A 21,110-nucleotide genomic window follows, 5' to 3' on the forward strand; every position below is an offset into this window, starting at 1 on the left:
TCGACACATCCACCTCAACAGGACACGCGCATGCTTCAAGTCTGGATCGGCGGCATCCTTCTCGTCCTCGGCATGTTCATGCTGCTGGCCAATCCTGTAGCCGGTGGCGTCATGATCGCGATCGGCTACGCCCTATACGCCAACACCAGCAAGGCCACGCGCGCCGCGGCTGAGTCGACCTTCTGGGGGTTCGCCCTGCTCTGCGGCGCAGTGGTTGGTGTCGTGGCCCTCCTCGGCCTGGCCTAGAAGTCCCCTCCCGCCAGATTCACGATCCGCTGGGCGACCTGATTCGCCTGCAGCTGCAGCGCGTCCAGGCGCTGCCGCTTCGCCTCCGGCGTCATCCGGGTATCGCGATACACCGCATCCATCTGGTTGCGGATGTTCCCCAACTGCTTGCGGGCCAGGCCCAGCGCCGGACGATGGCGCAGCTTCTCGCGGTTCTTCACCAGCAGCTGGTCGGCCGCCTCGACGCGCCCCTCCTCCCGGTAGGCCTTGATGGTGCGGTTCAGCTGGTCGGCCTCGCGCATCATGTCGTAGAACTCGCTCTGGTACTTGGTGGAGCGCGGCGCATCGCCCTGGTACAGCACTTTCAGGATCGGCACGTCGCCGGCGCGGCTGGCCGGCCGGTCGGCATCATCGAAGGCGCTGACCAGCAGGCTGGACATATCCAGCACGTACTGGCCGATGGTGCCGGTGTAGCCGGCCACCAGGTGGTCAATCTGCTTCGGCGAAAGCCCGGCGATTGGCCCGGTGACCTGGCCGAGCAGGCGCCCGATGCCGCTGGTGCGCTCGTCGTACCGTGCCTCTGGCAGTTTCCCCTCGTCGCTCATGTCCTCGATCGGCGCGTCGCGGAAGAAGTTGCGGTTGGCCTGCAGCTCGCGGATAGGCTGGTAGAACTGCGGTACCGGGTTGAACGCCAGGGTCTGGAACACCCCGCGGCTCACCGCGCTGGCGAGGTCGCCGCTGTCCTGGCTGCCGGTCATGGCGTGCAGAATGCGCTCGGGCACGGTACCGAAGATCAGCCCCAGCTCGAACGGCTTGGGAATGCGGAAATGCTGGTCGCCCAGGAAGATGTGCCAGTGCATGTCCTTGTCCCAGTCCATCAGGGCCTGGTAGCGCTCGTCGTCATCGTTCAGCCCGGCCAGCAGCAGGGAGAACAGCGCGATGTAGCCGCCCTTCATGGCCACTTCCTTGGCGAGCAGGGTCTTGTCGCCCTTGGCCGCCCGGCCGAGCTTGTACAGGCCCTGCAGGCGGGCGTTGAGGAACGGCACCACGTCGGTGAACCACTGCGCCGCGGCGAAGTTGCCGCGCAGGCTGTAGTCCATCAGGTCCTTGGCCTCGTAGGCGGCCTGACGCCGGCCCTTGCCAGCCTCCAGCGCGGCTTTGTAGGTGCTCAGGCGGTTGGCGTTCTCCACCTTGTCGCCCAGGGCCCGGTACTTCTGCCAGCCCATGCCGAGCATCGCCGCGGCCTTGGCCGGGGTGTTCACCAGGCTGCCCAGGTAGGCGTCCTGCTGGGTGCGGGTGAAGCCCTTCTTCTCCAGCGCGCGGCGGATGATCTGCGCCGAGGCCTCGGGGTCGGTGCCGTGCACGTAGCCGCCCTGGAAGCTGCCGCCGGCGAACATCAGGTCGCGGTAGTCCTGATCCTCGCGCAGCGCGTCGCGCATGCCCTTGATCGAGTCCTTGCCGAGGGTGAAGCCGTCCTTGTTGATCAGCCAGGCATGCGCGGCGTCGCGGATGAAGTTGCGCAGGATGAAGTCCGGCGAGGCTGTCACGCCGGTGGTGAGCAGGCGCTTGAAGGCCCGGCCGATCTTGGTGATCGGGTCATTGAACACGCTGCCTTCGATGAACTTCAGGCCGCGCAGCAGGCTCTCGTCGTTGACCCGGTAGTACTCGCTCTTGCCGCCGCGCTGCACCCGGATGATATCGGGGTCGGTCGGCGCGACGCGGGTCCACAGCTTCTCGAAGCCCTCGTTTTCCGGCTTCATCAGCTGGTTGACCACCTTGATGGCGTTGGAGCCGGCCGGCAGGTCGAGCAAGTCGGCGGCCAGCACCAGGGCCTTGCGATCCTTGCGGATCTGCTGGGCGATCTGGTCGCGCGAGATCAGCACCTGCTGCCAGCGCGGGCTCTCGTCGGTGAGGAAGTCGCTGCCCTGCAGGTTGTCCACCACCTCGAGCAAGGCCTTGTTCTTCATCGCTGCGTCGATGCGCTTGGTCCAGCCGGCCAGCATGTTGGCCAGCAGGTCGTTGGTCGGCACCGCGCCTCCCTTGAGCGCCTTGATGGCGGCAGTCTGGTGCGACAGGCCGCGCTTCGACCGCGGTGCGGTGAAGATGCCTTCGGTCTCGTCCTGGCGGTAGAACGGCACGTAGTAGTCGGTCAGCCACTTGGCCCGGGCATCCTGATCGATCAGCCCCGCCTCTTGAGCCAGGTCCAGCACCGCCTCGTTGGTCTGCGCGTACTCGCGGTATACCCGCTCGAACAGTTCTTCCATGCCGTTGCCCATGGCCAGCAGCTCGGCAATATCGGTGTCGCTCAGGTTGTTCTCGCGGCCCTGCGCCTTGAGCAACTGCCCGCGCTTGCCGCCCAGCCAGGCGAGCCAGGGCGTCAGGTTGTCCTGGCCGAGGTCGCCCAGGATCTCCAGCACGCCGCGGGTACCGGCCTTGCCGGACACCACACCATCGCGCCACTCGGGCGCCGCGTAGTGCAGCACGCCGTGCATCACGTCGGCGATGCCGCTGGCCATCCGCGCGGAGACATAGCCCTGCTGGTTCACGTCCGTGACGCCGACGGCTTCCTCGGCGCGGCGAATACCGGCCAGGCCGTCGAAGATGCCTTCTTCCGAGCGCACGGACCATTCCTTGAGCTTCGCCTGCAGGCCGCCCAGGGTCAGATTACGCACCTGATCCAGCAGGTTCTGCGCCTCGCTGCCGGCCAAGCCCAGCTTGCGCATGGCCTCGATTTCGCGCTGGCTGGCACGGGAGTAGCGGATATCCGGGTCGATATCGTCGAATGCCCCGGTGTTGTTGGTCGCCGACTTCACCTGGCTGTTGTAGAAGGCCACCCAGGTCGGCGAGCCCTGCAGCTGGATGCCGTCATAGCCCTCGCGCTCCAGCTTCTGGCGGAACGCGATCGCCTTGTCCGTGGTATCCAGCGCCTGCGACTCGGCGATGCTCATGCGGTAGGGGGTCTTGATCGAGGCAAACAGCGGCATCACGTTGGCCAGACCGGGCATGCCGTCGGTCGCCTTCTCGGCGTAGGCCTGGGCCAGCTCGGGGTCACTGGTCAGGAAGATACCCAGCGGCGCCGTGGTGTGCCCGGTGCTCACGCCCGCGCGCCCCTGGTCGAACACGTTGAACTGCTCGGCGGTTCCATGGTGCAGCACCATCGGCTCACCATTGCCGTCCGTCACCGCGGATACGTCCTCGGGATTGACGCGGTCGAGCGGTCGACGTACAAAGGTGTCCAACGCCTTGGTATTGGCCGGGAGCGACCCCTGAGCTTTGCTCACATCGCCCGGAGAAACTGCCAAGGCGTCTTCTTTTCTGTTGACGGTCACCGTGTTGTAGAACATCCGACCGTTAACGTCCTCCCGCACGGTGAACACCGCCACCAGCGGAACCCCATCGATATCGATCGGCGCCAGCAGCTTGTGATACGCGGCGGTCTGCCCGCTCTGGGTCGACAGCGTGCTGCTCGCGTAGATCGAGTTCTCAAACGACTGCTGCAACTTGCTCAACACCGCCTGCTTGGCCGGGTCGGCAGCAGTCGAGGCCGCCTTCTTCGCGCCAGACATGGCCATGGTCACGTCGCCCAGCTCATCGTGCGGTAGCGCCTCGCTGAGCCTGGCCATGCCCTTCAACGACTCCTCCACCTTGGCCAGGCGCTCGCGCTCGCTGAGTTCCTTCCACGACGCGGGCATCCGCAGCTTCAGCGGCGCCTTGGCGTCCAGGCGCTTCTGGGCGTCCACCGCCTGCCAGTCGCCGAACCAGCGCTTGAAGTTGTCACTTCGCACCTGGTGCCACTGTTTCTGGTTGAGGTTCGACGGTTTGCCGTTCGGCGCCAACAGCCGGCCCTTGTCATCGAGCAATTCCACCAGGCGGCCGCTGTCGCCGTTGCGCGAATAGACCGTGCGCCCGCTGCCAGACCGGCGGCCAGACTGGATATAGCGTCGCGCGTTGCCCAGCAGCAGCTGGATATCGCCCTCGCTCCACTGCAGATTCATGCCGATCGAGCGCAAGGCCGCACGCATGGCCGCCACCAAGCGCGACCAGAATGCCTGCTGCTGGATCGAACCATCGGCCGCCATGTCGGCCAGCACCTCCTCCATCGCCACGGCCGGCTCATACCCATGCCGCCGCACGAACTGGTCGGCCTGGGCTTTCAGTTCGGGGTTGCCGTTGTAGATGCTCATCAGCAGCGGCTTGAGGCGCGCGCCGTAGGCGCCCTGCAGGCCGGCATGGCCGAGTACTTCGTGCTGGAGCACGAACGCCGCATGCTTCACATCGCGCAGATTGTCGGCCACCAGGTACACCGTGCCGTCGCTCAGGGTGCCCTCGATATCGAATGCCCCATCACGCTCGACGGTGCGGCGCTGGCGGTCCGGCAAGTCCTTCACCGACTGCACCACTTTGACCTCGGGGGCGTTCTGCCAGCCTCCGGTCAGACGAGCGAGCTGCAAGCGGATCTGCGCCGCCCGGCTGCCACCACCAGGCTGGCCGAGGCGATAGCTCTGCCTGGAGTACAGCGCAACATTCCCGTCGCTGTCCTCGCGCGACTCGATGACGCTGAAGATGCCATCGTAGGCCGCGCGCACCGCCGGAATCTCTGCTGCCGTCGGGTATGGGTAACTGTCCTCCCGCTCCACCGCTTCGCCGCTGATCACGTTGGCCAGGTAGTCATTGCGCAGGCCGTGATCATCCAGCTTGGCGATCACGTAGCTCTCGAATGCCCGCGCCGTCATTTCGCGGCCGGTGGACCAATAGTCCGACGTGCGCATCTTGTCGCGTTCTTCGGAGCGGGCCTTGATACCGGTGGTGCCGATGGCGCGCATCAATTCCTTGAACGCCGCAACCAGTTCAGCACGCACGCCTGGGCCACGCTCGTACGGGCTCTCGGTCAGGTATCCATCCTGATTCCTGGCGCGGCTCAGGTAGTTGTCCAGCGAATGCCACCACTCATGCGCCAGGGAGCCAGCACCCCGCGCCTTGGTCAGGTTGATCACCACGGTGTCGGGCTCGTAGTGCGCAGCACCAGCGTCGCTACCGCCACGGCCGCGTGCGCCAAACGCCAGGCCAAGCTCACCATTGAGGGAGAGCGATCGCGCCGGGATGTTCAGGATGCCCGCCAGGTCCATCAGCCCATCGAACGCATCGTTCAGGTCTTGCTGCCGGCGCTTGTCCTCGACCCAGTTGCCGAACTGCACACCGCGGAAGCCGAACGTCTCGGCGAACAGTTCAGGCGTTACGTCCTGACCGTTGCGGTGGTCGACGCCCAGGCGGGGCGCGTTGTCTTCTGCCCTGGTCGGCGGCGCCTCTTTCATGCGCTGGTACTGCGCTTCGAGATCAGCCTGGTGATCACGCCGGTAGTCGGACGCCTCGCGCAGGCTGGGGAAGGTCTTCATCTTCACCACACGCTTGCCGTTCTTCTTGCCGATGAAGACTTCGCGGGTGTATCGATCCGTGAACAGGTCGAAGCGCACGGTAGGCCCTGCCGAATCAGCCTCCGGCTTGGCGACCTGAGCGGCGTGCCAGCGGGAAAATCCGACGAGCGCTTCGTCTCGGGTATTGCCGACGGCAATCTCCCGCGGCCAGTTGCTGAGCATCGACTTGGCGGGCTTCCCTGCCACCACCCACTTCTCGACGTTCTTCTCGCCGTGGTAGAGGCTGTACCAGTTCGATCGGAACGTGACCCCCTTCAACGGCACCGCGTGACCGAAGCGCTCGTAGAGCTCGACGCGCCCCAGGAACCCCCGATCCAGGGTACTGAACTCTCCTGCTCTGGCTTTCACCCGCTGGGCATAGTCAGGATCGCCGGCGACCTGCTGCGCCATATCGCGCAAAGCCTTCACCTGATCGCTCCAGCGCGACAGCTTGTAGCTCTTGCTGGGCTTGGTCGGGATCTCTTCGCGGGCGGCACGCATGAAGGCAACGCCCCATGGATCCGCGCCTTCGTCCAGCATTGCCTGATAATCCGGCTCAGGCCACGACTTGGACAGCGGCACAGCCGCCACATCCAGTTGGCTGGCCTCCTCCAGGCGCTGGGTATAGCTCATGAACTTGCGGGCGCCCTCAAGGCGTTCGCCGAAGTCGTCGATCTTCTCCTTGGACCGCTCACCCTCCTGGGTGGCCTGCTCGGCGGCCGGCTGCGGAACATCACTCTGATCGACACCGTACTCCTGCCGCAGCGCCTCCCAGGCCTGGCGGTTAACGCCGGCGGGGCTGTCGCTGTTCAGGGCGTTGTATTGCTCGAAGGTCAGCCCGGCCGAGGCGCGATCGACATCCGCCTCGTACTGATCCTGCAGGCGCTGGATAGCCTGGTCATAGCCAGGCGACCCCTTCTTGATGCCGGCGGCCTTGGCCTGGCGGTCGATGTAGCGCTTGCGCGGCATCGCCAGGATCTCTGGCAGTGCGGGTTGATCCTGCTGCTGATCCGCCGGCGGCTCGCTCAGTGCACGCTGTCCGTCGGCCCCCTGAACTGCAGCAGGAACACCAGGTCGACCAGATTCTGCCGATCGCCCGGCAGCGGCAGGCCGTTCAGCCACAACTGGCTCTCGCGCCACGTTATCAGCCGCATCTGCTGCAGCAGGCGGATTGCCTGCGGCTCCGTCATCAGCAGCCCCTGCCCGACTATCAGCATCTTGCGCCTCCTGCAGCGGGCCGGTCAGATCGCCGTCACGCAACCAGTCACGGAACCTGTCACGTGACAGCTCAGTGACCGGGCCCACTTTCCAGCCGGCGTCGAAGTTGGAGCGGTACGCAGCGATCGCGGCCTCCATGTCCGGATAGCCGAGCATCACTTTGTGCTCATCGAAACTGCCGTCCTGCTGGTTCACCTGGTCGACGATGAACACCCGCTCACTGTCTTCCTGCGGGCCGACATACACATCGACCTGCTCGCCGTCGGCACCCTCGGTGCGGCGGATATAGCCGTAGTGGTCGCTCATTTCGTGCGACCACTCGCTGCCATCTGGCCGCCGGCCGCGCCGAACGGAACCGCGCGGGCTCTCGATCGAGATATCCAACCCTGCCACGCGCACGTGGCCTTTGCGGTAGTTGCCGGCCTCGATCTGCGCCTGGCTTGGCTCCGGCAGGTCGTTGCTCGGCGAGGTGGCCGCCTCCTGCGCCTGCCGATCAACCCTGCTCGCCGGCGCCTGCCGCTCCATACCGGGCCCGCCGATGGGGCGAACCTGGGCGCGCGGCTCGACGAATGGCGCGGTCGCGCCGCGCTCGGCGTTGCCCTGGCTGTCCACCACCATGGTGCTCGGTGCCGGCAACCCGAGCGGCGCCGGCGGCGCTGCCGGTTCGCGCGGCACGGCCACCGCCCAGCCGCCCTCATGCGGCACGACCACCGGCCGCTCGCCGGCCTGCTGCAGGTCGTTGAACAGCTTGAGCAGGCGCACGTCACGCTCGCCGCGGAAGGGGCGACCGTTCTTCTGCACGCGGATCTCGAAGTTGGAATCACCAGCGACGGGCGTGGCCTGCACTTCCTCGACCACCATCGGCCCGGTGTCGGAATCGACCGTGGCCAGCGGCAGCGGCTGCTCGACCCGCTCAACAGCCTGCGGGCCAGAATCCACCTCCACTGTCGGCAGTGGCGGCTGCTCCGGCAGCTCCTCGACCTGCGGCACCAGTTCATCCAGGCCGCGCGTGTCCTGCGGGTCGAAACCCTCCCGCTCAGCCTGGGCAAGCTGCGCCCTGGCGGCCGCCAGCGCCTCAGCCTCCGGCACCTCGACCATCACCTGCAAGTCGCGGTCGTAGCGGTAGAAGTGCAGATTGCCTTCGGCATCGAGGTCGGTCGGGAAGAGCTCCTGCGCGATCGCCAGTTGCTGATCGATGGGCTGGTACCCGTCGCCAGGCTGGGGCTCCGGCGCTCCGCTCAGCAAGCCGGTACGGGTGGCGTCACGCACGGGAGTTGCTGCGCCGTCCACTGCGGTAGCCGCTGCGGAAGACAGCGGGCCTGCAGCAGGGTCAATCCCCATCTGCTCGGATGGGCGCCGCGCCACGTTCACCGCACCGCCGATAGCGGAGCCAGCCAGCGTGCCTTCCACGGCCGCGCGCGGCACGCCTTCCATCAGCGGCTTGCGCTCGGCCCAGTTCTGGAGCATCTGCTCTTGGATCGACTGCGGCAGTTCCTCGAGCACGCCTTCGGTGAAGGCGCCGCCAGCCACCCGGCGCGCCAGCCCCGGCGCCTGCCCGGCAGCCTGGCCAACGCCGCCAGCGAGCACGCTATCCACATCGATCAGGCCGGCACGTTGCGCCAGCCTGGCGCCGAAACCACTCAGCGCGGCCCCGATAACGCCAGCGCCTGCTGCAGCGGCAGCCGCTCGCTGCGGGTCAACCTCGCGGTCGATCTGGTCCATCGTGCCGCCGGCGATCACCGCACCCTCGCCGCCGGCGCCCGCGGCAATGGCCTGGCGCGCCGCCTGCCCAGCCGTGGCCGGCGCGGCGATCAGCCCAGCGGCACGCCCGCCAACCAGGGCGCCTCGCCCGATGGCGCCGCCAGCCAGCATCTGAGGAATCGACTCGGCCACCAGGCCGGCCACGTTCCCCGGGTTGCGCGCATAGGCCCCGGCAACATCCAGGGCGTCGCCCTCTTCCCAGGCCTGGTCAATCTCGGCGGTACCGGCCTGGCGCGCCGGGCTGTACTCCTCGCGAGCCTCTTCCTGCCATTGGCTCGGCTGAAAGCCAGTCGCTTCGCCCACCTTGTCCGCGGCTTCATCGACGAAACGGCGGCCGGTCAAGCCAGCCACGCCCACATCGGCCAGGCCAGTGACCACGCCAGGCAGCTGCTGCACGCCGCGCTTGAGGTCGGTGCCCAAGTCACCGAGAAGGGAGGTGTTCTGCTTTGGGGATGGTTTCGCATCCGGAATGCCGCCGTACTCCGACCACGGCCCATCGCCTGCACTGTTGCTTTGCCCGTACTCTTCCCAAGGCCCAGCCATTGCCACCCTCCAAAAAGAAAATCCCGCCGTAGCGGGAGTTTCAGAGGTGGCGCAAATATGGCCTAACCCTACAGGGGGTTTGTATCTAGCTCATCACCCCGAAGATGAAAGTAGCGGCCAGCACTATCGCCAACCACATGAAAAACCAGTGTAGGCCACTACTACTTTGACCTCTCAGCAAAGCAGCCTGAAATCCCTCACCCCAGGCGCGTACCAGATCATCGTCACGATAATGGCAATCTCCTGACGACCCTCCCCGCTCACCAGAACGCCTGCCGCTTTCCCATGCTTCTGCCATCTCGGCTCTACGCTCAACACCTACTTGATAACCGTCAAGCCAGGCCTTCCGATAAGTGCCACTCCTGGTGCAGGTGCTTGAACTGATCCCATGCACACCCGCTTCTCGGCCTTCATTCCAGGACTTTTCCATGATGGCCTGCGAGAACGATTCGCTGGCGTTGCCCCGCTGCTCCTCTAGCCAGGCGTCGTAGTCAGCGCGGCTTTCCCGATCCGAAAGCACTTCAAATGCTCGATTTATAATCTTGAAGTAGCGCTCGGCCTTCTCCCGCTGCTCGCTATGCTTGTCGGGATGCCACTTCTGAGCGAGAGCTTTGTATGCAGCCCTAATGACTTCTGGGCTCGCCTTTTCGCTGACGTGAAGGTTGTCGTAATGGGTGCGCATTCTCGGCCGCTCCTAGCCAATGGCATGAGGCTATCACCGTGGCGCATCATCATCCAATAATCAGCTTCGGGTTTGCCCTAACCTCACATTGAGGTCTATAACGCCAGCATGATCAAATTGCTCGCCACCTCAGCGCTCCTCACTCTCGCCGTCCACGCTCAAGCCGGCAACTATGCGACGTGCCTGCTGGATAAGCTGCCTGGACTGGAGAACGATCACGCAGCCTCCGCTGCCGTGCAGGTCTGCCGTGCAAATTTTCCTGGCGGCCTTGAGTCAGTCCCGAAAGGCTCTGGACGCGGCGTGTTCTCCTTCGAGTCAGGTGCGGACTGTGCCTTGAGCAAGTCAGGCGACACTCGCAGCCGCGATGCCGCCTACATGATCAGGGCGTCATGCAACAGGCTGTATGACGTCCCCCAGCCCAGCACCAAGGAAGCCTGCGAAAAGGAAAACCCAGGCCCCTGGTGCTCCTACATGTAGCGGATCACACCTTACGCCAACTGCTCGGGCTGGCCGGATCACCACCGATAAACTCATACCCACCTTGCTGAGTTCCAACAGCAGGCGCCTGCCTACCCTGATTTCCCTGCCCTCCAGTCGACACGGGCTGGCCGGTGGTTACGTCCAGCACCTGCTTGCCGACGATCGGCCTGCCCGTTTCGTCTCGATCCAAGATCACGTCCTGCGTTATGTAGCGATCCTTCGCCTGGGTGGCCAGGACATTGTAGGCCTGCCGCGCGACGTTGCGCTCTTCCTCGCTGAGGTTCGGGTCGGCGATCTGCGAACGCAGTTGCTCCAGGCGCTGGCGGTCCTGCATGCCCAGGTCGCCCTCGGCGATCTGCTGCTGTAGGCGTTGCTGGTTGAGCTGCTCGGTGCCCATGCGCTGGCTTTCGGCCGCTAGTTGCTGCCCGGCAAGCGCACTGCCTTGCTGAGTTTGCGCGCGCAACCCTTCCGCCTGCGCCTGATCCAGATCGAGGCGCACCCGCTGACGATCCTCCAGGGTCGGACGGCCACGATTGTCGGTCAGCCCGGTGACGGTACCGCGATTCTCGGCCAGGGTCTGCTGGCGGATATCGTTGGCGCGCTGGAACCGAGCGATAGCGGCTTCAGCATCGCCAGGATCGCCGACCGACAGCCGCCCGCCGACACCATCGCCAACCCGCGCAACCCCACCAGCCGGCATGTCGCCCGCCCCGGCAACTGCAGCGGGGTCGTTGCTGAACTCCGGCACGCCGTCGGCGCCGACACGCGCCGCGATGCCACCATTTGCCCGGGCCCAAGCCTCACGCACCGGCCCAGGCAGACCAAGACGCGGCTGTTCCGGCTCAGTGGCTCGGGGGCGCGGAATACCCAGCCTCGGCTCATCGGTGGCAGGCGCCGCGGTAGATTCCTGCTGAGGCTGAATACCCAGAGCGCGACGCCCGGCCTGCTGCAGGCCAGAGACGCCCTCGCCGACCCGCTCCAGGCCGGATTGAAACTGACCGACCGCTTCGTCACGGAAGCGGGTTGCGCCGCCAGGCAGTTGGTCTGGGTCGGCACCCGTGGCATAGGCCGCCACATTGCGCAGCGCGTCCTGGCCGGCGGCCACTGGCACACGCAGCGCGCCAGCTGCAGCCTGGCTGAGACCTACCGGCACATCCAGCAGGCCAGACCGCGGTGCGGTCTCGCGTGCAGCGCCTGGCAGGCCAAGCCTCGGCTGTTCAGTCACCGGCCGCTGGCCAGAGCGCGGCAAGCCCAGCCGCGGCTCTTCACGCTGAACAGTGCCGGTACTGCGCCCCGGGAATCCAAAGCCACCCGGCCGCTCTTCGTCATCCACCAGGCCACCGTCGGCGAAGAATTGCCGCGGCTCTTCGGCGCGAGCCCCCTTGGCTGCGGCAAGCACTTCCCGGCTAAGGCCGAAGCCTTTCGGCTGGTGGGTGGCGTCCTTGACTTGGTCGAGCACGGCGGCGCCGACGGCGTGCACCTGCTCCGGCGGCAGCTCCATTTCGCCATTGCTCACCGCTACCGGCACCTGCTTGTTGTAGCCGGGGATACCCAGCCTAGGCTGCTCCTTCTGCGGCATCTTCGGATTACCGTTGTAGCCCGGCAGACCGAAGCCGAGCTTGGCGGTCGTGTCGGCCGGCAGGATATAGGAGCCAGCCGGCACCTCCTTGTCGATGGAATCAGAGGTGCCGGTGCCAGGGCCGACGATCAAACCGCCGTCGGCTGCCTTCTTGCGCTTGGGGATGCCGTACATTGCCACTCTCCCATTTCAGATGAGCGGATTGTGAGACCCTGGCCACTCAAGCCCAAACCCTACAGGGGGCCTAGATCACTTCCGCCGTTTTCACGTGCAATGCCCAGAATGCAGGCCTTGGCGGAATTGAAGTGTCGAGGCTGCTGGAAAGGAAGTAATTCAGCATCTGCCACGGCACCACAGGGAAAGCCGCCCCGTCGTTGACCATGATTTGAGCCGCTGCCAGATAAGCGGACTCCGGCTCGAACACCTGAGAGCCAATGGACAGCGAATCGTCGCAGCGCATCACCAACCCAGACGCCGGCAGGAAGAACACCCACATATCGCCTTGCAAGCGCCCCACCACTGAAACGCTCTGCACCCGCACAGGGCTATTACCCTCTCCCGCGTAGTACTTAAGCGCCCGGATCAATGGCGCCAGTACCTGTGCGCAGCGATTGGCGTTCTCTCTCCCGCCCAGCTCGTCGTCATCCGGAACAGCCGCATCAAGCGCATCGACGTTGAGATGGGTGCGGTACTCGGCGTCGGATGGCAGGTTGTAGGTGATAGCAGGGACTGATGCCGGTCCAGCCGGCGCAACCGCTGGCAAACTGGTGAAGTACTGGATAACCAACTCATCGATCATGTCGCAACCCCCCAGGCGAAGGTTGAGAAGGCGCCGTTATCAAACTCCACCGCGGCAAACCAGTTGGGCGCTCGCCAGGCCGACACCTCAATAGCGGCGATCGATTGCAGGCCTGCCGGCGTCGAACAGTAGGCAACCCCGTTCTGAACCAGCGTCCCACCAGCGTCGTAGCTGTAGGCCGCATAACCAATCATCGCCGCCTGTGAGTCGAGCCAAATTACCGATGGTGGCGGCACGTCGGCAATAAACGATGCGAGGTGTGCCGGCAGTTCAAGGTCAACTACCCGCAGCACCTCCAGCGTCGGCTCCAGCTCCTCGGCAACCAGTTCAGAGCGATACAAAGTGATGCCGGCCCCGTCCATGCCTTCAGCGCGCGCGAAGTAGAATGCCCCATCAGGCCCAGACAACGCCGGCAGAATGCCTAGCCCGGGGCATGCAATCCAACCCTCACGGGCCACTTCACCGGCGGTGTTCAGCTCAAAGACATACATTTTGTCTGCCTGGAATCGCTCCGGCGGGAAGATGCATACCGAGTACGGAATTGCCATCAAACATCCTCCACCTTGGCCACCAGGCTAGACGCCGCTGCGCCGTTCGACGCCGCCACCTGCGCCAGCGCACTGGTGGCCTGCCCCAGTGCCCCGCTGGTGTTGTTGCCGGTCTCCAGAGCCACCTTGTGACGGTCGTGCATCAGCCCCACATCGACCTTGGCCTTGGCGATATCCAGGCGCATAGCCTCGAACGCCAGTTCAACGTTGTGGTAGTTGCCCAGCGCCGAATAGAAGGTCGCCTGTGCCTGCGCGCGCACCCTGGCCCTCTCGATATCGCGGTCAGGCACCGCGTACCACATGCGATAGAACTCAGCCATCTGCGACAGCAGGCCGAGCTTTAGGCGAATCGCCTGCTCTTCCGCGAACTTCAGCAGATCCACCTTGATGTCGGCGTCCTTGATCGCTTGCTGCCAGTTCACCTCGGCGATCGCCTGGCCAGCGCGCTGCTCGGCCGCGGTGATGGCGGCCACCATGGCGCCTTGCGGCAAGGGGAACCCTGCCCCCGCGAAGCGAGTTTCGAGGGTGCGCACCTCGGCATCGCTCGCCCGGTACGCGCGATCGCGCGCCTGGTTCCAGACGATCTCCAGCACAGTGCGATCCTGCCCGTATGGCTTGGAGCCGGAGATAATTCCCAGCAGCATGTCTTCAGGCACCGTCTGCAGGTCGCCGCTGATCGCTGGGCAGTACTTGGCCATCCAGGCATCGGCCTCGCCGTTCAGGCGCATGATCTCCGGATTGGTGCTGTCGCCCATACCGAAGATGTCCGAGAGTTTCGGGGGGCCGCCAAGCGCAGGCTTGGTGAAATCGAAACTCAGGCGCCGCTCCTTCACCGAGCCCGGCATCTGGTTCCAGATCATGTTCCGGGTGTTGATCGCGTCCGTCAGCGCCCGGCTCGACTGCGACTGCAGGAAGCTGGTTACATCCTCGAACTCAGCCATCGGCGTTCTCCTTCACATAGGGGTAGCCCGGCTTTGGCGACCACAGGGCCGTGCCGGAAAAAATGTAACCGTGCCCGGGGATGCCTGAGTTCTGCCCCGCCTCGAAGCTGTCCGGCGCGGCCACAAGTGGATGCCAGGTTGCGGCGCCGTCGCGCGAGATCAGCGCATAGCCGCGAGCCCCACTGGTGACGGTCAGGATCAGCCCCGCCGGCGTGACCAACTCGCCATCCAGCCAGGTCTCGCGCTGGTAGCAGGTCAGGGCATAAACCGGATATCGGTTCTCCGCGCTGGTGTAGTGGGTACCAGACACCCAGGGCACCGCGACCTCGCCGTAGTCGGCCACCGCCTCGCCGTCGAATACCTGAAGCCGCAGGACACCCGGCTCATCATTCGGCGGCAGGAAGTACAGCACCCGGTTATCAGCCACTTCCGCGAACTGCTGCTGTAAGGTGTTGGGCAGCAGGTACTCCTCGAGCGCATATTCCTGCCACACGAAGTCCGATGTGCCTGGCCCGCCGTAGATGCCCATGTGCGCATACAGCTCGGCCAGGTAGGCGCTCAGGTCGTTCTGGCCCTCGACGGCGAAGCTGGTCTGCCTGGCCCTGGTCACGGCACGATAGCCAGCAGGTAACGCAACGCGCTGGACCACATCATCCACCACCCACCACAGTTCCTCTGGCTGGTCGCGGTCGATGTAAGGGCCGAAGCCCAGATCGGTGCGGTACAACGGCGGCCGGATATCCTCGGTCGACCCGACGCGCCAGCCTCGATAGTTGTCGGTGAACCACCACCAACCGCCGTCGACATCCTGCAGCAGGCTGCCCAGGAACACGCTGCGCAGGTAGCGCAATGCCCGCACCGCATAGCACCGCTTACCGTTCACCACGCCCCCCCACAGCACCTGCGGGTAGTAGGCGATCGCGCCATCCATCGTGCCGCTGTCGTACCAGGGGCACTGGTCCGACCCGATTACGTCCGGAGCCAGCAGGCGCGTGGTGCTTTCGCCCGTGGCTATGGTGTAGCTGACCACCAGTAACCCGGTGCGCGTGACCTTGACCTTGGCCGCTTCGCCCGGCGTGATGCCGGCGCTATCGTCGAAGCGCAGCTCGCTGGTGATTGGCAGCAGGTGCTCATCAACCGCACGCACCGCAGCCACAAACTCCACCACCCCATCCAGTTCGGTCGCATGTAGGGCGCCGACCACGCAGGGGCGAAAACAGTCCTGGGTCGACAAGTCGGGGTAGTACTCAATCAGCGAGAAATCCGTGGTGAACACCGCCGGCGCTATGCGCAGTTCAGGCACGAAGGGCGCCTGCTGCAGGTGCGCCGGCCAATCAGCGTTCGGTACCAGATCCACCACGCTGTTCAGCAGGTATTCAGCGGGCGGCGTGGTCGGCTCCTGCGAAGGCTGCGCCCAGGCCGGCACTGCGTCGACCGTCGAGTACTCCACACTGACCCCCGCAGGAAGCTCGTCCTCGATGAACGGCTCACGCCCGAACCCCATCACCACCAACCCAGTGCGCGCGGCCTTGGCATGCGGAAATTGCAGCGAGTACCACATGGCGCCATTACCCTTGTCAGCGAGAATGAAATGGTGCTCCGGCATATCGAAGGCCACCTGCACACCCAGCAGCACCTGCTGCTGCTCGCCCACCATCACTGACTGGGCCGCAGGCATGGCCACCTGGCGCGGCTGCGGCACACTCCAGCGCGGCCGATACGGCGATTGGAATGGTCCGGCAGGGCTGGGCGCATCCGCGAGCGCTGGCAACGTCTTGGCACTGTAGGGCGTAGCGAAGGTCAAGCCAGCCAGCCCCAGCCAACTCTCGCGAATCACTGCATCCAACCGCGGACCATCACCAAGCACCTGCAACCCCAACTGAAACTGCTGGGTATCGCAGCCATTGAAGAAGCCATCCATGGTCTGGTCAGCGGGGATAGACTGAAACGCCATGCTCAGGCTTGCGCGCGTGATGAGTTCGCCATAGCGAGGCGGCATGACAGCCCCCACATAGGCGCGCGCCACCGTCGCACTGCCGTGCACCGCACTGGCGTAGTACTTCGCCTTGAGCCTGGCCGACAGCGCCTCATCCTGCTGGCTGTCGGGGGAGTAGTGCGCACGCTTGCCGGCTACGGTGTACCCGAGCGGGCTGAACTCGCCCAGCCGGAACAGCGGGCCGCGAAAGCCCAGCAGCCTGACGGGCATGTCGATCACATCGGCCAGGCAGACGTCACGCTCGGCGACCAGCTTGCACAAATAGCCGCGAAACACGAAGTTGCGCGTCTGCCCGGGCGGCAGTTCCTCGCCCACCGAGATAACCCGCCGGCGCACCACCGGGTCAGGTTTGCAGGCGAAACGCACGCGCACCGGCCTCATTTCGAATGCATCCGGCGGCGCGCGACTGGAATGTCCCACTCGACGCTATCCAGATCCGCGAAGGTGGCATCGGTCAACTCCAGGCGCACCTGCCAATAGCGAGCAGTCACGCCCTTGGCGGTCACCGCGCGATGATGCGCCTTGGCCGGGATCGCCTTGTACAGCTGCTCGCGTCCATCCTGAGTGGTCACCCGCGCATAGACCTGACCGTCGGTGTCGATGCCAAAATAAGCGGCTGTCAGGTACTTCTCGGCACTGCTGTCAGCGCCGGCGGCGGCGAAGTCGATCGCGGCCGACAACGGCTCACCATCGTCACCGGCGCCATCGACGATTCGGTACACCCCGTTCTCGTCGTAGGCGTAGCTGTCCAGGCCATCGTTGAAGAACCCCGAGAAGGCGAAGCCCTCATAGCGAGAGGCCGCGCCCGTCACCAGGTTGGTGGCGTACTGCAGCACCACGTCATCGACCAGGCTGCCCGAGTTGTAGATGCTCACGGCGCTGCGCAGCGCCTCGTACATGATCTGCGACTGGCTCATCTTGTCGCCGACCATCAGCGTCTCGTAGATCATGTCCTCGATGAACACCGAGACGATCAGGTCGAAACCCACCCCAACGCGCTCGCGCCAGGCCACATAGGCGACGTTGTCGGTGGCCAGCTGCGCCTGCAGATACACCAGCTCGAGCATGTACTCGCCGTCGGGGTCGTAGACGCGCTCGCGGCCAGCCATATCAACGGCCGGCAACTGCACGCGGCCGATGCCATAGGCATAGTCGGCGCCGATCACCTCCAGCGCAGGCAGCGTCACGTCACCAGATCCTGCACTGCCCACCAGCATGATGCCGCTGAGCATAGGCGCCGGAATCCCCAGGGCCCCGACGGCAATGTCGGGCAGCGCGAACCCGGCATCACCGCTCACGACCGGGCGCGCCAGCGCCACATTGCCCGACGCGGTCTGGCGGTCGCTGGCGAACAGCTGCAACCCGGGCAAGGTGACCGCCCCCTCGTTGGTGCTCGGCCTGGCGCTACCGGAGAAGCCCACCCGACCGCGAGCCGATGCTGCGGTATCGAGCACCGCCGAGGCGCTGCCTCTGATCCCCAGCGAACCACGCACCTTGCGCATGGCCGCGGTGAAGCCTACCCGCCCGCGTGCCGATGCCGTATCGCGCACGCGGCTGCGGATACCGACCGCGCCTACTGCGCGAGCGGCAATCGCCACTGAGATAGCCGGGTTATCCACATAGTCGCCGGCCGAGTACAACAGCGCATCGCCGACCTTGTCACCGATCGAGGCACTCAGGCTGACGTAGGCCCAGCCATCGGCTGAGTAGACCACCACCTGCCCGACCCGACTGATGCTCAGGCGAACCAGATCGCTCGGCGAGAAAGGGCAGCTCGCAACGATCTCGCCCCGCTCCAACACACTGATCTGATCGCCGCGCAGGTAGAAGGCGTGCTCTGCAGTGGCGAAAAGCGTGTCTTGATTGGCTGGCGCTACACCAATCACCACCCCGATAGGGTAGGCGCACACCTCGAAGCTGAACACGAAGTCGCCGACCAGGCGCTGCCGAGACGAGGCGCTGGCGTTCCAGCCTGGCTCAAGGGAAACCACCAGCCTGGCCGGCTCGCCCTTGATTTCTGGCCGAGCCGGGTAGCAGGCGGTACTGGTAGAGCTGGTCAGCGAAGTTTCGCCACCACCTTTAGCAATGCTTCCCGCGTAAGCACCACCAGCAAACACGATGGGGCTGGCCTGCGCAGTAGCCAGCATGTACGGCCCACTGAAATTAAGCGGCAACCCTGGGGTGCCGCTGCTCTTAAACCCGGTTGAGCGTCCGCTGCCGGATCTGATCGTAGTGCTGATGCAGTACGCCGGCCGGTACGGGACGTGCTTAACCTCAGCGGTTTGCGTAATCCGCGGCGGCTTGACCAGGCGGTTCGCCATGACGCTCCCCCATCAGTTCGACGGCATGGCCACGACGAAATAGTCGACCTTCTGGATCGCCCCCTCGACGAAGTTCAGCGACGAGAAATTCAGCTCCACCCCGGCCAGGCCGACTTTGCCCTGGATGCGCGGCAGCACGCTGCTGGCGCCGCCGGCATCCGGCCCGGTCACCCAACGGAAGTAGGTCGGAGTGCCAGTCACCAGCGCTTCACCGCGCCAGGTCTCGGTCGGGCTCTTGCTGATGTAGGTACCGTCGGCCGTGGCATTGAGGTTGATGCCGCTGCCCTCCCCATCCACGCTGATCTCGCACAGCAGCGTGGCGTCGCCCGGCAGCGCCGCATCCGCGGTGGCTGGCTCGGTGCCCTGGTACACGCGGATGAAACTGGACGCGAAGGCCTGCCGCAGCGAGCCGGTGGCCAGCATGTAACCGGACAGGCCGGTGCTGATCTTAGTCGTCATTGATGCCGCCCTCGATGATGATTTCGCCAATGGGGAAACGCACAATGCCGGCCGGCGCCACGACTCGTTCAGGCACCAGCGGCAGGCGCGCCAGGCAGTTACCGGCGGTGTCGGCGTCCCAGATGGTGATGAACTGGACGTTGTAGCTGCCGGCCGCGCCGGACGCAGGGAATGCCACCTCGGCGTCGTTGGCTACACGGGTCAGGCTGGTGACAACGCTCTCGTCCCAGGTCACCGCGGTGCGCTCGTAGTTCGGGTCGGTCACCGTCGTCAGCTCGTTTGCGCTGCCGTCGATACCGGGGTCGCCGGTGTGCAGGCCGACGTACCAGACGGTCGGGCGCGTGGCGAGTGCCACGGTGGTGAACAGCAGCCGGATGATCTCCTGGCTGGCATGACTGGAATTGCTCACGGTCGTCTCCTATTACGCAACAGTGGTCGGGATGAACACGACACCAGCCAGCACGCGCAGAATGCCGCCCGGCTCAACAGGTCGCGGGTTGGGGAAGCGGACGATCGACATCAACAAGCCGGTGTTGCCGCCCTTGGTCGAGTTGGAAATGAGGAAGCCGCCACGCACCGTGCCAGACCCGGTAAAAACGAACTCGGCGCGGTTGTTGGCGTTACTGACCTCGCTCAAGTCGTCGTACTCATGCTCCCAGTCCAGGCGCGACGCCCCCTCATAGGCCGTGAACTCACCGACATTCACCGGCAGGTCGGCCGCGGTCACACCAGTGTCTTCCGGCACGTAGTTGCCGGAAAACAGCCCCAGGTACCAGCTGCTGATCGGCGTCGCCGTGCCCCGCAGAAGGCCTGCCAGATGGTCCATACCAACCTGCGGGATCAGATTGGTGGCATGACCACGCTCGACGATGATCCCGCCCTCGGAGTACTCGTAGTCGTAACGAAACCCCCATTTCCCATGCTCTTTCATGGCTCGATGTACTCCGTTTGGAAGTAGTCGCGGGCGGCCAGCGGGCTGACGCCCTCGCCAGCACCGCGCATTGTGGTAACCAGCAGCGAGCTGCCGTTGCTGTGCACCAGGCCCATTGCCCCGCGATCACCCTGCTGCGGCACGAAGCGCTCACTGGCAATCGGCGAAGCCACCCCATCAGGTGTGCCCACCACCACCCCATAGGGCGACATCCAGGCGCAGCGTTTGTCCGGCAGCACGCGGCCGGTACCGGAAACGCCGCCGTACTCCAGCACCTTCGGCGCCTGCGGTTGCTCGGTTCCGATGCCATTGAGGAAGTAGGTGCCCTGCCCCGCGCACACGAACAGTCCGGCGCCGCAGGGCAGCACCACGGCGGGTACCGCCTCGAACTGGAAGAAATCGGCCACGGGGTCGTGGAGGTGCGGGCGGTAGGGCCGGCTCAGGTACAGGCACTTGCCGCGCACGCTCACCAGGCGAGAGTCGGACAGCACGCACAGCGCGTCAGGGCGCGGCATCGCGCAGAGGCCGACCGTGGTGCAGCGGGCAGTGTCGTCTCGCACAGCGCCGACCTGGCGCACGCCAGCATCGGACGCCTGCAGGTAGAGGGTTTCACCGTTCGCCACGCTTGCGTACAGGCGCACGCTCAGGCCGGCCGGCGGCACTGGTACGTCAACCTGCAGCGCTTTGCCAGCAGGCACACTGATGCGCAGCGGATCCATCACGCCCGACTCGTCGCCGTAGGCATCGACGAAGGTGCAGGCCAGGCGATAGAGCCCAGGCTGCAGGCTGCCGTCGACCAGACTCACGGCGAAGTTGTCCGGCGCCTCCGGCACCAGCCATGGGCGCACAGCGCCGCCGGAATAGCGCAACATGTCACGCGCCGATGCGACGAAGGTGTCACCTGCCAGGCTTGCTGCGCAAAGCGGCCCAGCTGGCGTGATGGTCGCTAGCGTGCGGGCAGCCTGCGACAGCAGATCCAGCTCAACCAGGCCGGTGTCGTCAGCAACCAGCGCGCGGCCACGCCCGACAGGAAAGGCCAAGCGAATGCGCGAGCCGGAGAAGATCGATTCGAAACCAGGGCGCAGCGCGAAGGTGCCGGCGTCGGTCGGCGAGAAATTCAGGGAGTCACGAACAGCGCCGGCGGCAATGCGTGCAGCCGGCGATCTGTTGTCGATCCCAAGTTTCCAGTTTTCCTGACGCGCCATTCCGCTTTCAC

At 65.3% G+C, this 21,110-nt stretch carries 13 protein-coding genes; 1 reads left to right on the top strand and 12 read right to left on the bottom strand.

Going from position 1 to position 21,110, the window contains the following annotated elements:
- Positions 1-30: 30 nt before the first annotated feature.
- Positions 31-246: a hypothetical protein gene (locus AC1G9C_RS15095; protein ID WP_480408001.1), complete on the top strand. Its 216-nt coding sequence runs from the start codon at positions 31-33 to the stop codon at positions 244-246.
- Here AC1G9C_RS15095 and AC1G9C_RS15100 read toward each other — a convergent pair.
- The 12 genes from AC1G9C_RS15100 to AC1G9C_RS15155 all read right to left on the bottom strand — a co-directional run bounded on the left by AC1G9C_RS15100 (position 243) and on the right by AC1G9C_RS15155 (position 21,099).
- A complete protein-coding gene (locus AC1G9C_RS15100; protein ID WP_480408002.1) occupies positions 243-9,011 on the bottom strand; it encodes an LPD38 domain-containing protein in 8,769 nt (2,922 codons plus the stop codon). The two genes, AC1G9C_RS15095 and AC1G9C_RS15100, sit on opposite strands and share 4 nt — an antisense overlap.
- Positions 9,012-9,243: 232 nt before the next feature.
- Positions 9,244-9,840, bottom strand: a complete 597-nt coding sequence (locus AC1G9C_RS15105) for a J domain-containing protein (RefSeq protein ID WP_480408003.1) — start codon at positions 9,838-9,840, stop codon at positions 9,244-9,246.
- A gap of 481 nt (positions 9,841-10,321) precedes the next feature.
- Positions 10,322-12,073: a hypothetical protein gene (locus tag AC1G9C_RS15110; RefSeq protein WP_480408004.1), complete on the bottom strand. Its 1,752-nt coding sequence runs from the start codon at positions 12,071-12,073 to the stop codon at positions 10,322-10,324.
- Between the two features lie 70 nt (positions 12,074-12,143).
- Positions 12,144-12,698 (bottom strand): hypothetical protein, encoded by a 555-nt coding sequence (locus AC1G9C_RS15115; RefSeq protein ID WP_480408005.1) that lies wholly within the window; start codon positions 12,696-12,698, stop codon positions 12,144-12,146.
- On the bottom strand, positions 12,695-13,246 hold the full coding sequence (locus tag AC1G9C_RS15120; RefSeq protein WP_480408006.1) for a hypothetical protein: 552 nt from the start codon (positions 13,244-13,246) through the stop codon (positions 12,695-12,697). Before AC1G9C_RS15120 ends, AC1G9C_RS15115 begins: the two co-directional genes overlap by 4 nt.
- Positions 13,246-14,187 carry a hypothetical protein gene (locus AC1G9C_RS15125; RefSeq protein ID WP_480408007.1) on the bottom strand — a complete coding sequence of 314 codons (942 nt, stop codon included), beginning with the start codon at positions 14,185-14,187 and terminating at the stop codon, positions 13,246-13,248. Before AC1G9C_RS15125 ends, AC1G9C_RS15120 begins: the two co-directional genes overlap by 1 nt.
- Positions 14,180-16,564 carry a hypothetical protein gene (locus tag AC1G9C_RS15130; RefSeq protein ID WP_480408008.1) on the bottom strand — a complete coding sequence of 795 codons (2,385 nt, stop codon included), beginning with the start codon at positions 16,562-16,564 and terminating at the stop codon, positions 14,180-14,182. Before AC1G9C_RS15130 ends, AC1G9C_RS15125 begins: the two co-directional genes overlap by 8 nt.
- Positions 16,561-18,504, bottom strand: coding sequence for a hypothetical protein (locus AC1G9C_RS15135; protein ID WP_480408009.1), 1,944 nt, complete (start codon positions 18,502-18,504; stop codon positions 16,561-16,563). Before AC1G9C_RS15135 ends, AC1G9C_RS15130 begins: the two co-directional genes overlap by 4 nt.
- 12 nt (positions 18,505-18,516) lie before the next feature.
- A complete protein-coding gene (locus AC1G9C_RS15140; RefSeq protein WP_480408010.1) occupies positions 18,517-18,963 on the bottom strand; it encodes a hypothetical protein in 447 nt (148 codons plus the stop codon).
- Entirely contained in the window at positions 18,953-19,372 is a 420-nt protein-coding gene (locus AC1G9C_RS15145) for a phage tail fiber protein (RefSeq protein WP_480408011.1), read from the bottom strand. The genes AC1G9C_RS15140 and AC1G9C_RS15145 overlap by 11 nt, the downstream gene beginning before the upstream one ends.
- Before the next feature lie 12 nt (positions 19,373-19,384).
- Positions 19,385-19,894, bottom strand: coding sequence for a hypothetical protein (locus AC1G9C_RS15150; protein WP_480408012.1), 510 nt, complete (start codon positions 19,892-19,894; stop codon positions 19,385-19,387).
- Positions 19,891-21,099, bottom strand: coding sequence for a hypothetical protein (locus AC1G9C_RS15155; RefSeq protein WP_480408013.1), 1,209 nt, complete (start codon positions 21,097-21,099; stop codon positions 19,891-19,893). Before AC1G9C_RS15155 ends, AC1G9C_RS15150 begins: the two co-directional genes overlap by 4 nt.
- Positions 21,100-21,110 lie beyond the last annotated feature (11 nt).

This window comes from Pseudomonas sp. ABa2, assembly GCF_056676075.1.

What these genes read in the sequence shown, in the direction of transcription:
- AC1G9C_RS15095 (WP_480408001.1), top strand. Translation starts at nt 31, where the DNA reads ATGCTTCAAGTCTGGATCGGCGGCATCCTTCTCGTCCTCGGCATGTTC.
- AC1G9C_RS15105 (WP_480408003.1), bottom strand. Translation starts at nt 9,840, where the DNA reads ATGCGCACCCATTACGACAACCTTCACGTCAGCGAAAAGGCGAGCCCA.
- AC1G9C_RS15110 (WP_480408004.1), bottom strand. Translation starts at nt 12,073, where the DNA reads ATGTACGGCATCCCCAAGCGCAAGAAGGCAGCCGACGGCGGTTTGATC.
- AC1G9C_RS15115 (WP_480408005.1), bottom strand. Translation starts at nt 12,698, where the DNA reads ATGATCGATGAGTTGGTTATCCAGTACTTCACCAGTTTGCCAGCGGTT.
- AC1G9C_RS15120 (WP_480408006.1), bottom strand. Translation starts at nt 13,246, where the DNA reads ATGGCAATTCCGTACTCGGTATGCATCTTCCCGCCGGAGCGATTCCAG.
- AC1G9C_RS15125 (WP_480408007.1), bottom strand. Translation starts at nt 14,187, where the DNA reads ATGGCTGAGTTCGAGGATGTAACCAGCTTCCTGCAGTCGCAGTCGAGC.
- AC1G9C_RS15130 (WP_480408008.1), bottom strand. Translation starts at nt 16,564, where the DNA reads ATGAGGCCGGTGCGCGTGCGTTTCGCCTGCAAACCTGACCCGGTGGTG.
- AC1G9C_RS15135 (WP_480408009.1), bottom strand. Translation starts at nt 18,504, where the DNA reads ATGGCGAACCGCCTGGTCAAGCCGCCGCGGATTACGCAAACCGCTGAG.
- AC1G9C_RS15140 (WP_480408010.1), bottom strand. Translation starts at nt 18,963, where the DNA reads ATGACGACTAAGATCAGCACCGGCCTGTCCGGTTACATGCTGGCCACC.
- AC1G9C_RS15150 (WP_480408012.1), bottom strand. Translation starts at nt 19,894, where the DNA reads ATGAAAGAGCATGGGAAATGGGGGTTTCGTTACGACTACGAGTACTCC.
- AC1G9C_RS15155 (WP_480408013.1), bottom strand. Translation starts at nt 21,099, where the DNA reads ATGGCGCGTCAGGAAAACTGGAAACTTGGGATCGACAACAGATCGCCG.